The sequence below is a fragment of the uncultured Streptomyces sp. genome (assembly GCF_947488945.1).
In the GTDB taxonomy this organism is placed as follows: Bacteria; Actinomycetota; Actinomycetes; order Streptomycetales; family Streptomycetaceae; genus Streptomyces.
In genome coordinates this window covers 280,156-292,292 of sequence record NZ_CANLBS010000009.1, presented here as the reverse complement: position 1 = coordinate 292,292, position 12,137 = coordinate 280,156, and the positions used below count along the sequence as shown (strand labels likewise).

Genomic DNA, 12,137 nt, shown 5'->3' with positions numbered 1-12,137 from the left:
CCGGCCACGTCCCGGTTCGTCAGTGCCGGCCCGCGATGCGGTCCGCCGCTCGGGCCAGCGGGTCGGTGGTGGCGCGGAAGGAGGCGGCCTCCCGGCGGTCGGCGGCGCGGTAGGCCGCGTACATCCCGTGCACGCCGAGCCAGCGCAGTGGTTCCGGTTCCCAGCCGCGGACCTTGTGGTTCACCCACGGCAGCGCGGTCAGCTCGGTGGGTCCGGCCTGGCCGGAGTCCTGCTGGATGAGGTCGCGCAGGGTGCGGGCGGCGAGGTTGGAGGTGGCGACCCCCGAGCCGACGTAGCCGCCCGCCCAGCCGAGGCCGGTGGACCGGTCCAGGGTCACGGTGGCGCACCAGTCGCGCGGCACGCCGAGCACCCCGGACCAGGCGTGGTCGACGTGGACGCCCGCGGTGGTGGGGAAGAAGCGCACCAGCAGATCGCGCAGCGCCTGCACGGTGGCCGGCTGGGTGCGGCCGTCGTTGTCGGTCTTCGAGCCGAAGCGGTAGGGGACGCCCCGGCCGCCGAGCGCGATACGGCCGTCGGCGGTGCGCTGGGCGTACATGTAGGCATGCGCCATGTCACCGAGCGTCTCGCGCCCGTCCCACCCGATGGTCTCCCAGAGCGCGTCGGACAGCGGCTCGGTGACGATCATGGACGAGTTCATCGGCAGCCAGGTCCGCCGGTGGCCCTTGATGCCCGCGGTGAACCCCTCGGTGCAGCGCAGCACGTAGGGGGCGCGGACAGTGCCGTACGGGGTCACCGCGTGCTTCGGCCTGATCTCGGTGACGGGCGTCGACTCGTGGACGGTGACGCCGAGCGCCTCCACGGCCGCCGCCAGCCCCTTCACCAGCTTCACCGGGTGCAGCCGGGCGCCGTGCGGGGTCCAGCTGGAGCCGACCACACCGGCGACCCGGATCCGCTCGGCGGTCTCCCGGGCGCCGCGGAGCACCCGGTCACTCTCCCCGAAGGCGATCTCGACGGAGTGGAAGTCCTTGAGCCGGGCGAGCTGGGCCGGGGTGTAGGCCACTTCGAGGACGCCGCCGCGGTGGATGTCCGCGTCGATCCCTTCCGCCTCGGTGACGTCGGTCACCTCGCGGACGGTGTCGTTCATCGCCCGCTGGAGCCGGACGGCCGCGTCGTGGCCGTGCAGCTTGGCGTACCGGTCGCGGCCGGCGACGCCGTTGTACAGCCAGCCGCCGTTGCGTCCGGAGGCGCCGTAGCCGCAGAACTTGGCTTCCAGGACCGTGATGTTGAGGAAGGGGACGGCCTTCTTGAGGTAGTACGCCGCCCACAGGCCGGTGTAGCCGCCGCCGACGATGCAGACGTCCGCCGTGCTGTCCCCGGGCAGGGGTTCACGGGGTACCGGAATGCCCTCCTTCGCGTACCAGAACGATATGCCGCCGTCCGCGGTGCCCGTGGTTCTGCCGCTGCTCATGTTGGTTCTGCCGTCCCGTGCGATGAGGAGTGCCGGTGTGTGTGCGGGGACGTTACTGCGCCGAGGGGTGTTCCGTCTTGCGCAGGCTCCCGGCCGTCCGGGTCAGCGGGAGACAGGCCAGGCCGGTGAGGGCCGCGACGACGTGGCCGGGTCCGACGAAGGACCGGCCGCCGGCCAGCAGCACCCCGAAGAAGACCAGGACCGCGAAGACGTACGGGTAGCGCCATATGCGCGGAATCCGGTACGTGAGCACGGCGGCGGCCCCCGCGAGACCGTAACCGGCGTCGATTCCGAGGGAGTTGAAGGACGCCTCCGGGGTGTGCCCGTGCCGTACGAGCCAGTTGAGTACCCGCTCGAAGAGCAGCACGGGCACTGTCTGGGCGAGCACGGCGACGCACACCCAGCGCGGTGTCCCGAGCCAGTGTTCGGCGGTGGCGTGCACGAGGGTGAAGAGCGCCGCGTACGCGAGCCACGGCACGCCGTCCGTCCACAGGGCGCCGGCGGTGAGGGCGCGGACGGGGTGCTGGGCGAGTTCCTGGAGCCCGGTGGAGCGCGGGCGCAGGAATCCGCCGGACGCGGGGAGCGCGTGCGGCAGCACGGTGGTGACGAAGAGCGCCGCGAGCCACAGGTGGGCGCCGGGCGCGCCGGTGATCCGGCGGTGGAGCGCGCCGAGAGCGGCGGCCGCACGTTTTCGGGGCATGTCCGATTGACGCACGGTCCTAGGATCGGCGGCGTGAGCGACATTCCGGAGGAGTTGGCCGCCACCCTCGCCGCGCACGGCGGTGCGGCCGGGCGGGCCTTCGCCGCCCGGCTCCCGGAGCTGGCCGGGCACTTCCTCGACCGTTGGGAACTGCGCCCGGACGGACCGCCGATGTACGGGCTCTGCGCGCTGGTGCTCCCCGTGGTGCGGCGGGCGGACGGGCTGCCGTGCGTACTGAAGCTCCAGGCGGTGGACGAGGAGACCGTGGGCGAACCGATGGCGCTGCGGGCCTGGGGCGCGGCGGGAGCCGGGGCGGTGGGGCTGCTCGACCACGATCCGGCCACCGGCACGATGCTGTTGGAACGCCTCGACGAGCGCCGCCCGCTGTCCGCGCTGCCGGACGCGCGGGAGGCGGTGCGGGTGCTGGCCGGGGTGCTGGCGCGGCTGGTGGCGGTCCCGGCGCCGCCGGGGCTGCGGCGGCTCGGCGACCTGGCCGGGGGGATGCTGGAGCGGACCCCGGCGGTGCTGGGCGCCCTGGCCGGGAGCGAGGACCGGCGGCTGCTCGCGGACTGCGCGGCGGCACTGCGCGAGGTCGCGGCGGAGCCGGGCGACCGGCTGCTGCACTGGGACCTGCACTACGACAACGTGCTGGCCGGGCGGCCGGGCACCGCGCTCGCCCACCGGTGGGTGGCGCTGGACCCGAAACCGCTGGCCGGGGACCCGGGGTTCGACCTGTTCCCCGCGCTGCACAACCGGTTCGAACCGGCACAGGTGCGCCGGCGGTTCGACGTGCTGACGGAGGCGCTCGGCATGACGGCGGACCGCGAGCGGGCCCGGTCCTGGACGCTGGCCCGGGTGCTGCAGAACGCCCTGTGGGCCGTGGAGGCGGGCGCGTCGTCGCTGCCCCCGCACCACCGGGAGATCGTCCGGCAGCTACGGGGCGGACCGGGCCCGCGGTAGGGGCCCGGCGTCCCGCCCGTACACCCCGTTTACGCTGCCTGCATGATTCGCACCGCCACCGTCGCAGACGTCCCCGTCATCCACACCATGGTCCGTGAGCTGGCCGATTACGAGAAGGCGCTGCACGAGGCACGGGCCACCGAGGAGCAGCTCAGGGAGGCCCTGTTCGGCGAGCGCCCTGCCGCCTACGCCCATGTCGCGGTGGCGGACGACGGCGAAGTGGTTGGTTTCGCCCTGTGGTTCCTCAACTTCTCGACCTGGCGCGGCGTCCACGGCGTGTACCTGGAGGACCTCTACGTACGCCCGGAACGCCGCGGCGGCGGTCACGGCAAGGCGCTGCTGCGCGAATTGGCCCGTACCTGCGTGGACCGCGGCTACGGCCGGCTGGAATGGTCGGTGCTCGACTGGAACGCGCCTTCGATCGCCTTCTACGAGTCGCTGGGCGCGCGCCCGCAGGACGGCTGGACCGTGTACCGGCTCACCGACGGGGCGCTGGAGGAGCTGGGGTCGGGCGCCTGACGGCCGGACCGGGGAGCAGGGACCGAGGGAGCCGGGCAAGGGGCCGGGGCCCGGCGCGGCGGGGACGGTGCTGCGGCGGACGGTTCGGGCCGACGCCGGCCTTTCGCGCCCCCCTTGCCCGTGGCGCGGCGGGGGACTCCGGGCCGCGGGGGGCGGTGGCCCCGTGTGCGGTGCCGGTGCCGTCGGTGCCATGGGCGACGATGGGCGGATGGCACCGACAGCGCGCAGGACCACGGGCACGACCACGGGCGGGACCACGAGTGGGAAAGGCGCGGCCGGCCGGACGGCCCGGGTGAAGGGGGTGGTGGCGGCGCGACGGCCCGAGGTGCGGCTGCCGCCGCTGGTCCCGTACGAGGGCGGCGGCCTGGAGCCGGACGGGGACTACGACGGTCTGCGGTTCGCCGCCGACGACTTCGCCGACCAGTCGGCCCGCGGCGCCCGCTTCATGGACTGCGCACTCGACGGCTGCGCCCTGGACCGCACGGAGCTGATCCGGGCCCGCTTCATCGACTCGGTGCTGACCGGGGTCCGCGGGGTGGGCACGGAGCTCGCCGAGGCGTCGCTGCGGGACGTGGAGGTGGTGGACGCCCGGCTCGGCGGCGTGCAGATGCACGGGGCCGTGCTGGAACGCGTCGTGGTGCGGGGCGGCAAGATCGACTACCTGAATCTGCGCGGCGCCCGGCTGAAGGACGTCGTCTTCGAGGGCTGTGTGCTCTCCGAACCGGACTTCGGCGACGCCCACCTCGTGCGGGTCGAGTTCCGCGACACCGTGCTGCGCCGGGCCGATTTCAGCAACGCCCGGATGGACTCGGTGGACCTGCGCGGCGCCGCCGAGCTGGACATCGCCCGGGGCATCGAGCGGCTGGCCGGAGCGGTGATCAGCCCGGTCCAGCTCATGGAGCTGGCACCGTCGTTCGCCGCGCAGATCGGGGTGCGCGTGGAGGCATGACGTACGGGGTACGCGTGGAGGCGTGACGTACGGGGTGCGGGCGCGGGAGCCGAGCCTCCCCCAGCCTTCTGCCGTGCGCCGCCCCGGCCCTCTCAGATGCGCGGGAAGCGCGCCTGGAGGTCCCAGACGACGGGGTTGTCGGCCAGGCCCTCGTGCATGTCCGACAGGTCCGCGATCAGGTCGTGCAGGAAGTCGCGGGCCTCACGGCGCAGCAGCGAGTGGCTGAACGTCAGTGGCGGCTCGTCCCCGGGCATCCAGTCGGCCTCGATGTCGACCCAGCCGAAGCGGCGCTCGAACAGCATCCGGTCCGAGGACTCGGTGAAGTCCAGCTCGGCGAACTGCTGCCGGTGCGAGCGGTTGCCGCGGGGGTCCTGGTCGATCTGCTCCACGATGTCGCACAGCGCCCACGCGAAGTCGAGGACCGGCACCCATCCCCAGGCTGTGGACACCTCGCGGTCCGCCTTGGTGTCCGCGAGGTAGACGTCCCCGGAGAACAGGTCGTGGCGCAGGGCCCGGACGTCCGCGCGGCGGTAGTCGGTCTGCGGGGGATCGGGGAAGCGACGGGAGAGGGAGTAGCCGATGTCGAGCACGGTTCGATGGTGTCACGTCCCCCGCACCCTCCCGCCCGCACACCGGTTCGACCGACGCCCGCGGCCGGCCAGGGGGCAGGGGCAGGCCGCGGGCATGGGGCACAGGGCGCGGGGCATCGGCGGCCGGACGCCGGTCCGTGGCGGTGGAGGCCCGACGTCCCGCTTCCGTGGCGGCGGCCGTACCGCTCAGGACAGCAGCCGCTGTTCCTTGGCGACCGCAACCGCGCCCGCCCGGGTGTCCACGCCGAGCTTGTCGTAGATGCGGCCCAGGTGGGTCTTGACCGTCGCCTCGCTGATGAACAGGGCGCGGGCGATCTCCCGGTTGCCGAGGCCGCGGGAGAGCTGTCCCAGGATGTCGCGCTCGCGGTCCGTCAGCGTCGGCGGAGGGGTACGCATCCGGGCCATCACCCGGTCCGCGACCGGCGCCGACAGAGTCGTCCGGCCGAGCGCCGCCGACCGGATGGCCGTGAAGAGCTCCTCCGGCCGCTCGGCCTTCAGCAGATAGCCGGTGGCACCCGCGCCGATGGCCCGGGTGATGTCCGCGTCCGTGTCGTAGGTGGTGAGCACCAGGACGCGGCCGGTACCGGCCCCGACGATCAGCCGGGTCGCCTCGACCCCGTCGATGCCCGCCCCGAGCTGGAGATCCATCAGCACCACGTCCGGGGACAGCTTCGCCGCCAGTGCCACGGCCTCCTCGCCGCTGCCGGCCTCGCCGACGACGTCGAGGTCCGGTTCGCTGCCGAGCAGTGCCAGCAGTCCGGCGCGGACCACCACGTGGTCGTCGCAGAGCAGGACGCGTACGGGCGCGGGTTCCGGTGCGGGCGGGGTCATGCGGACTCCTCGGGGGCGGGCGCGGGCCGGGCCCCGGAGGCGGGGAGCGACGGCGGAAGCGGTACGCAGGCGGTGAGCACGGCGCCCTCGCCCGGCGACGACTCGACGGTCAGCGAGCCGCCGAGCTGGCGGACCCGGGCTCGCATCGCGGGCAGTCCGTGCCCGCGACCGGGGTCCTGACCGGCCCGCTCCCCCGACGGCTCGAAGCCCTCGCCGTCGTCCGCGACGTCCAGCACCACCCGGTCGTCGAGGTGCGTCAGGGTCAGCGCCGCCGTGGTCGCGCCGGAGTGCTCCCGTACGTTGGCGAGCGCCCCCTGGGCGATGCGGAGCAGCGCCGACTGGACCCGGTCCGGCAGCGGGACGCGGGCGGCTCCCTCGACGTGGCAGCGCACCACCAGCGTGCCCGGTCGGCTCTCCCGCCCGGCCAGGGTACGCAGCGCCGCCTCCAGACCGCCCCCCTCGGCGAGGTCGGCGGGGGCCAGGTCGTGCACGAACCGCCGGGCCTCGGCGAGGTTGTGCTCCGCGATGCCCGCCGCCGTACGGACGTGGGAGCGGGCGGTCTCCGGTGCGCCGTCCCAAGTGCGTTCGGCGGCCTGGAGCAGCATCCGCTGGCTGGACAGGCCCTGTGCCAGGGTGTCGTGGATCTCCATGGACAGGCGCTGGCGCTCGGCGAGGGTTCCCTCGCGGCGCTCGGTGGCCGCGAGTTCGCGCCGGGTGCGCAGCAGGTCGTCGATGAGCCCGCGTTGGTGCCGGGCCAGCTCCCTGCTGCGGTCGGACTGGCGCTGCATGCGGACGAAGACGGCGGTGGCGAGCGCGGCGACGGCCGGCGGGGCCAGCAGCAACTGCGGATCGAAGCCGTCGGCCAGCCGTAGCTGCGCGGCCACCACGAACGCCGTCAGCAGGGCCACCAACGCCAGACCGGGGCGGGTCGGCAGCAGGTGCAGTCCGGTGGCGATGAGCGGCACCGCGCACCACGCGAAGCTCGGCGCGAGCACGACCAGCACCATCCACACCGCCACCAGCACGCCGAACCGGACGGCCGGAGCGCGCGCAGGACGACGGCTCAGCACCGGACCCAGCAGGTGGACGACGGCGAGGGTCACCGACAGCGCGACCACCCACGGGGTACGGGCCTCGCCGGGGTGCCGCAGCAGGAAGCGGGCCAGGGAGGCGCCGAGCAGCAGGAAGAACGCGGTGTGCATGAGGAGCGACAGCCAGCGGGCGTCGGGGTCGCCGGGGGCGGAGGTGCTGCCGGCCTCCGCGGGGAGGGGCGGCACGGCGGCGGACGCGTCGGCGGCTGCTTCGGTGGGCGCGGTGGCACGGGCGTCGGCGGGCGCGTCTGCACCGGCTCCGGCGGGTGCAGACGCGCCCTCGGGGGATCCGCCCTCCCGCTCGGTTCTCTGCCGCACCTGGTGCCTCGTACTCTCCGTCGTGGCTCGTGGCTCGTGGCTCGTGGCTCGTGGCTCGTGGCTCGTGGCTCGTGGCTCGTGGCCCGTGGCCCGTGGTCGTCGTCCGTCGTGGTCGTTCTCCGCCGCGCGTTCTCCGCCGTGCGGTGGCTCCAGCATGCGGGAAACCGGGTCTGTCCTGTCCCGTCCGAAGTACCGCACCGGTGCCGGAACCGCCGGGGCGGCGCGAGCGGGGTCACGGCGGCCGGGCATACCGGAGCGCGCGTGCCGCTTCTCCACCCTCACCCCGCCCGGCCACCCCCGCATCAGCCGATCGGTTGACCCGTCCGTCCACCGGAGGGCGCCGCAGCCGCAGCCGGTACGCCGACGGGCCGGGCCGGTCCCCGGGCCCAGCATCGATACCAGGAGCCGACGCGGCGACCGGGACCGGACCCCACACCGGCCCCCGGCCCCGGAGCCCGATCCGACGGCACGCCGGTCCCCCCGGCGCCACCACCTCACCAGGGAGCCACACCATGACCGCCACGCCCGTCCACAGCGCCGACGCCACCACCACCCGTCGCCTCTCGCTGCGCACCCGCGTCCTGACCGGTGCGGTGGCCGCCGCCGCGCTCGGCGCCGGGACCTTCGGAGCGGTGTCCGCCAACGCGTCCACCCCCGCAGCGCCCGCCGCCGCCCCCGCCGCGTCCTCGGACACCGCCGACCGCGACCTCCAGCGGACCAGCCACCTGACGATCGACGCCGCCACCAAGGCCGCGAAGGCCGCCCTGGACGCCGCCGAGAAGGAGAACCAGCACGTCTCCGTAGCGGTGGTCGACCGTGACGGCAACACCCTCGTCACCCTGCGCGGCGACGGCGCGGGCCCGCAGTCCTACGAGTCCGCCGAGAAGAAGGCGTACACCGCCGTCTCCTGGAACGCCCCGACCTCGGACCTGGTCAAGCGGCTGGAGCAGGCACCGAACCTGAAGGACATCCCCGGCACGCTCTTCCTGGCGGGCGGCGTGCCGGTCAAGGCCGGCAGCGCCCCGGTGGCCGGTATCGGCGTGGCGGGCGCGCCCAGCGGCGACCTGGACGAGAAGTTCGCCCGCGCCGGCGTGGCGGCCCTCGGCCGCTGACCCGGGAGCAGGGGGTCCGGGCATCCCCGGGCCCCGGCGGCACCGGCTCCGCCGCCCCGCCCGCATAAGATCGACTCCGTGGATCAGCGAAGCCCCGTGCGGCGCCTGGCGCCCGCGGTCGCCCTCGGAGCCGTACTCGTCACCGTCGCCGGCCTCGGCACCGCGTGCACCGGGACGCAGGCCGGGGTGTCGGGCAAGCCGGGCGCGGCCGGTCTGCGCGATCCCTACTTCCCGAGGCTCGGCAACGGTGGATACGACGTCACCCACTACGGGCTGGAGCTGGCCGTCGGCGCCGACGGCCGGCTCTCCGGCACCGCCGAGATCATCGCGCGCGCCACCCAGGACCTGAGCGCCTTCAACCTCGACCTGGCCGGGCTCGACGTACGGAGCGCGACCGTCGAGGGACGGCCGGCGGCCGTCAACCGGGCGGGGCGCGAACTGACGCTCCGGCCCGCCGCCGACGTGGAGGAGCGGCTGCGCGTCGGCCGCACCTTCCGGACGGTCGTGCGGTACGCGGGCAGTCCCCTCACCCTCACCGATCAGGACGGTTCCGAGGAGGGGTGGCTGAAGACCGGCGACGGCTGGGTGGCGCTCGGCGAGCCGACCGGGTCGATGACGTGGTTCCCGGGCAACCACCACCCGAGCGACAAGGCCACCTACAGCGTCGAGGTCACCGTTCCGGAAGGGCTGACGGCGGTCTCCAACGGGCGGCGCACGGCTGTCCGCACGAGCGGCGGCCGGACCACGTCCACCTGGCGCACCGACGCACCCATGGCGAGTTATCTGGCGACCGTCGCGATCGGCCGGTTCACCGTCGAGGAGTCGAGGACCGGCGACGGGATCGAGGTCCTGACTGCGGTCGACCCGGTCTCGCGCAAGCGGAGTTCGGCGGTCCTCGAACAGATCCCGCAGGTGGTGGCCTGGGCGTCGGAAAGGTTCGGCCCGTACCCGTTCGCTTCGACCGGTGCGATCGTGGACCGTCCCGGTGACTCCGGGTACGCCCTGGAGACGCAGACCCGCCCGTACTTCCCGGGGCCGCCCGACATCGGCCTGCTCGTCCACGAGTTGGCCCACCAGTGGTTCGGGGACTCGGTCACCCCGGCCACCTGGCGGGACATGTGGCTGAACGAGGGGTTCGCGACCTACGCGGAGTGGCTGTGGAGCGAGGACCACCACGGGGCCTCCGCGCAGCACCTCTTCGACGAGGCGTACGCCGACGACGCCAACTGGGCCTTTCCGCCCGCCGACCCGCCGACCGCGGCCGACATCTCCGAGGCCCCGGTCTACGGCCGCGGGGCGATGGTGGTGCACCGTCTCCGGCTGGCGATCGACGACGACGAGGCGTTCTTCGCCCTACTCAAGGGCTGGACGGCCGCGCACCGCCACGGCAACGCCGCCACCGGCGACTTCACCGCCTACGCGGAACGCCGCACCGGCCTCGACCTGGCCCCCCTGTGGGACGCCTGGCTCTACGGCGACGGACGCCCTTCCCGCGCCTGACGCCTGAACCGGGCCCCGCCGCCCGGTCCTGGCCTGACGCCCGACCCTGGGGTCAGGTCTCGTGGACACCGCACGGGGGAAGCCCCCGGCCGACAGGAACGACCGGGGGCTTCTCTCATGCGCCCGGGTCACGGACGACGCGGCGGACGACCGACGCGTCGTCGCATGCTGAAGCGGGGTGGAGCGTGCGTCAGAGGTTGACGCCGAAGTCGGTGGCGATGCCGCGCAGGCCCGAGGCGTAACCCTGGCCGACCGCGCGGAACTTCCACTCGGCGCCGTTGCGGTAGAGCTCGCCGAAGACCATGGCGGTCTCGGTGGCGGCGTCCTCGCTGAGGTCGTAGCGGGCGATCTCGGTGCCGCCGGCCTGGTTGATGATGCGGATGAAGGCGTTCCGCACCTGGCCGAAGTTCTGGCTGCGGTTCTCGGCGTCGTAGATCGAGACCGGGAAGACGATCTTGTCGATGTCGGCCGGGAGGGCCGCCAGGTTGACGTTGATCTGCTCGTCGTCGCCCTCGCCCTGGCCGGTGACGTTGTCACCGGTGTGGACGATGGTCTGGTCCGGCGTCGACTTGTTGTTGAAGAAGACGAAGTGGCCGTCGGAGTAGACCTTGCCGGCGTTGTTGACCGCGATCGCCGAGGCGTCGAGGTCGAAGTCGGTGCCGGTGGTGGTGCGGACGTCCCAGCCGAGGCCGACCGTGACGGCGGTCAGGCCGGGTGCCTCCTTGGTGAGCGAGACGTTGCCGCCCTTGGACAGGCTTACAGCCATGGGAAGTGCCTTTCCTCGTCTTGTGCGGGCCTCGTGCCCTCACGAAAGCTACCGTCACCCGTCATAACGCACGCATGGGACCACGAGGTTCCTGGTCCCTTTACTTTCTTTGCCGAACTTCTGTCCCGTTCCGTCCCGTCCGTGTCGCGGGACGGTGGAACCGGGGCGTCCGCGGCCCCGCGGCCGCTTCGCGCGGCAGGAGTGCGGGCAAAAGAAGGTGACGTGGGGGGTCCGTTGCGGGGAACATGGGTGTCATGTCCGGGCCCTATGTCATCCGCGGCTCGGTCTCCCTCCCGGAGGCCGAGCTCATGTGGCGTTTCTCGCGGTCCTCCGGGCCCGGCGGCCAGCACGTCAACACCAGCGACTCGCAGGTGGAGCTCCGCTTCGACCTGGCGGCGACCGGGTCGCTGCCCGAGGTGTGGAAAGCGCGCGCCTTGGAGCGGCTGGCGGGCCGGCTGGTCGACGGCGTCGTCTCGGTGCGCGCTTCCGAGCACCGCTCGCAGTGGCGCAACCGCGAGACGGCGGCGGTGCGGCTCGCCTCGCTGCTCGCGGAGGCCACCGCGCCGCCGCCCAAGCCCCGCATCAAGCGGAAGATCCCGCGTGGCATCAACGAACGCAGGCTGCGGGAGAAGAAGCAGCGCGGCGACACCAAGCGCGGGCGCTCCGGCCGCGACTGGTGATCCGTGCGGGCCGCCCGTCGCACGGAGCGGGCGGGAGGGCCGGACGGCGGGGCCGCGAGGCGTGGGGCCGTGCGGCCACCGGACTTCAGTCCCCCGGCCGGTCCAGGTGCCGGTAGGCGCCCCGGTAGTAGGCGAGCGGCTCGCCGGGGACGGACGGCATCCTGGCGGCCAGCACCCGGCCGATGACCAGGGTGTGGTCGCCCGCCACCACGCGCTGCTCGGTGCGGCACTCCAGCGAGGCGAGCGCCCCGTCGACCAGCGGCGCGCCGGTGACCTCTCCCCGCGCGTGCGGGATCTCGGTGAAGAGCAGCCGGTCGCTGAGCCGGCCCTTCATGGCGAACCGGGCGGCGATCAGCCGCTGGTCCTCCGCGAGCACGGAGACGGCCCACAGCGGCTGTTCGGCCAGCAGGTCGTCCATCCGTGAGTCGTTGCGGACGCTCACCATGACCAGGGGCGGGTCCAGCGACACGGACATGAAGGCGGTGGCCGTCATCCCGGCGTCCTCGCCCCTGCCGTCCGCGTCGAGCGGGGGTTCCTGGGCGGTGATCAGGACCACGCCCGCGGCCAGCCGGGACAGGGCGGCCCGGAACTCTTCGTTGCTCACCCCCTCAGCATGGGGGACGGTCGGTGCGGCCGGGGTGGAGGTCTTCGTCTGGAACACGAGTGGAACGCTAGTCGCGGGGTCCCGGCGG

The 12,137-nt window shown here is 73.9% G+C and carries 13 protein-coding genes; 6 read left to right on the top strand and 7 right to left on the bottom strand.

The annotated features are described in order from the left end of the window. Positions 1 to 19: 19 nt before the first annotated feature. Positions 20 to 1,429 carry an FAD-binding oxidoreductase gene (locus tag Q0994_RS17400; RefSeq protein ID WP_299535583.1) on the bottom strand — a complete coding sequence of 470 codons (1,410 nt, stop codon included), beginning with the start codon at positions 1,427 to 1,429 and terminating at the stop codon, positions 20 to 22. A gap of 52 nt (positions 1,430 to 1,481) precedes the next feature. Next, positions 1,482 to 2,129 (bottom strand): rhomboid-like protein, encoded by a 648-nt coding sequence (locus Q0994_RS17395; RefSeq protein ID WP_299535580.1) that lies wholly within the window; start codon positions 2,127 to 2,129, stop codon positions 1,482 to 1,484. Positions 2,130 to 2,162: 33 nt separating this feature from the next. Here Q0994_RS17395 and Q0994_RS17390 point away from each other — a divergent pair, with 33 nt between their 5' ends. From Q0994_RS17390 to Q0994_RS17380, 3 genes are all read left to right on the top strand, one after another. Beyond that, positions 2,163 to 3,089, top strand: coding sequence for an aminoglycoside phosphotransferase family protein (locus tag Q0994_RS17390; RefSeq protein ID WP_299535577.1), 927 nt, complete (start codon positions 2,163 to 2,165; stop codon positions 3,087 to 3,089). A gap of 42 nt (positions 3,090 to 3,131) precedes the next feature. Then, entirely contained in the window at positions 3,132 to 3,608 is a 477-nt protein-coding gene (locus tag Q0994_RS17385) for a GNAT family N-acetyltransferase (RefSeq protein WP_299535574.1), read from the top strand. Between the two features lie 301 nt (positions 3,609 to 3,909). Beyond that, a complete protein-coding gene (locus Q0994_RS17380) occupies positions 3,910 to 4,557 on the top strand; it encodes a pentapeptide repeat-containing protein (RefSeq protein WP_363325556.1) in 648 nt (215 codons plus the stop codon). A gap of 92 nt (positions 4,558 to 4,649) precedes the next feature. Here Q0994_RS17380 and Q0994_RS17375 read toward each other — a convergent pair whose 3' ends face one another. The 3 genes from Q0994_RS17375 to Q0994_RS17365 form a co-directional block, all read right to left on the bottom strand. Then, the gene (locus Q0994_RS17375; protein ID WP_299535568.1) at positions 4,650 to 5,147 is read right to left on the bottom strand and encodes a hypothetical protein; all 498 of its coding nucleotides are present in this window, start codon (positions 5,145 to 5,147) and stop codon (positions 4,650 to 4,652) included. A 186-nt stretch (positions 5,148 to 5,333) separates the two neighbouring features. Further along, positions 5,334 to 5,978, bottom strand: coding sequence for a response regulator transcription factor (locus tag Q0994_RS17370; protein WP_299535566.1), 645 nt, complete (start codon positions 5,976 to 5,978; stop codon positions 5,334 to 5,336). Continuing rightward, positions 5,975 to 7,255 carry a sensor histidine kinase gene (locus Q0994_RS17365; RefSeq protein WP_299535752.1) on the bottom strand — a complete coding sequence of 427 codons (1,281 nt, stop codon included), beginning with the start codon at positions 7,253 to 7,255 and terminating at the stop codon, positions 5,975 to 5,977. The genes Q0994_RS17370 and Q0994_RS17365 overlap by 4 nt, the downstream gene beginning before the upstream one ends. 644 nt (positions 7,256 to 7,899) lie before the next feature. Between Q0994_RS17365 and Q0994_RS17360 the strand changes: the two genes are divergently transcribed. Both Q0994_RS17360 and Q0994_RS17355 read left to right on the top strand, forming a co-directional pair. Beyond that, positions 7,900 to 8,499, top strand: coding sequence for a heme-binding protein (locus Q0994_RS17360; protein WP_299535563.1), 600 nt, complete (start codon positions 7,900 to 7,902; stop codon positions 8,497 to 8,499). A gap of 78 nt (positions 8,500 to 8,577) precedes the next feature. Continuing rightward, positions 8,578 to 9,999, top strand: a complete 1,422-nt coding sequence (locus tag Q0994_RS17355; RefSeq protein WP_299535561.1) for a M1 family metallopeptidase — start codon at positions 8,578 to 8,580, stop codon at positions 9,997 to 9,999. Between the two features lie 190 nt (positions 10,000 to 10,189). Here the strand turns inward: Q0994_RS17355 and Q0994_RS17350 are convergent, their stop codons facing one another. After that, the gene (locus Q0994_RS17350; RefSeq protein ID WP_299535558.1) at positions 10,190 to 10,765 is read right to left on the bottom strand and encodes a TerD family protein; all 576 of its coding nucleotides are present in this window, start codon (positions 10,763 to 10,765) and stop codon (positions 10,190 to 10,192) included. Between the two features lie 245 nt (positions 10,766 to 11,010). Here Q0994_RS17350 and arfB point away from each other — a divergent pair, with 245 nt between their 5' ends. Beyond that, complete coding sequence (arfB, locus tag Q0994_RS17345) at positions 11,011 to 11,445, top strand: alternative ribosome rescue aminoacyl-tRNA hydrolase ArfB (protein ID WP_299535555.1); 435 nt, start codon at positions 11,011 to 11,013, stop codon at positions 11,443 to 11,445. Positions 11,446 to 11,530: 85 nt separating this feature from the next. Here the strand turns inward: arfB and Q0994_RS17340 are convergent, their stop codons facing one another. Continuing rightward, positions 11,531 to 12,049 (bottom strand): flavin reductase family protein, encoded by a 519-nt coding sequence (locus Q0994_RS17340; protein ID WP_363325555.1) that lies wholly within the window; start codon positions 12,047 to 12,049, stop codon positions 11,531 to 11,533. Positions 12,050 to 12,137: the final 88 nt, after the last annotated feature.

Bases quoted from the DNA above. Each gene is read 5' to 3' on its own strand.
- Q0994_RS17370 (WP_299535566.1), bottom strand. From the start codon at position 5,978: ATGACCCCGCCCGCACCGGAACCCGCGCCCGTACGCGTCCTGCTCTGC.
- Q0994_RS17350 (WP_299535558.1), bottom strand. From the start codon at position 10,765: ATGGCTGTAAGCCTGTCCAAGGGCGGCAACGTCTCGCTCACCAAGGAG.
- Q0994_RS17360 (WP_299535563.1), top strand. From the start codon at position 7,900: ATGACCGCCACGCCCGTCCACAGCGCCGACGCCACCACCACCCGTCGC.
- Q0994_RS17400 (WP_299535583.1), bottom strand. From the start codon at position 1,429: ATGAGCAGCGGCAGAACCACGGGCACCGCGGACGGCGGCATATCGTTC.
- arfB (WP_299535555.1), top strand. From the start codon at position 11,011: ATGGGTGTCATGTCCGGGCCCTATGTCATCCGCGGCTCGGTCTCCCTC.
- Q0994_RS17395 (WP_299535580.1), bottom strand. From the start codon at position 2,129: ATGCCCCGAAAACGTGCGGCCGCCGCTCTCGGCGCGCTCCACCGCCGG.
- Q0994_RS17385 (WP_299535574.1), top strand. From the start codon at position 3,132: ATGATTCGCACCGCCACCGTCGCAGACGTCCCCGTCATCCACACCATG.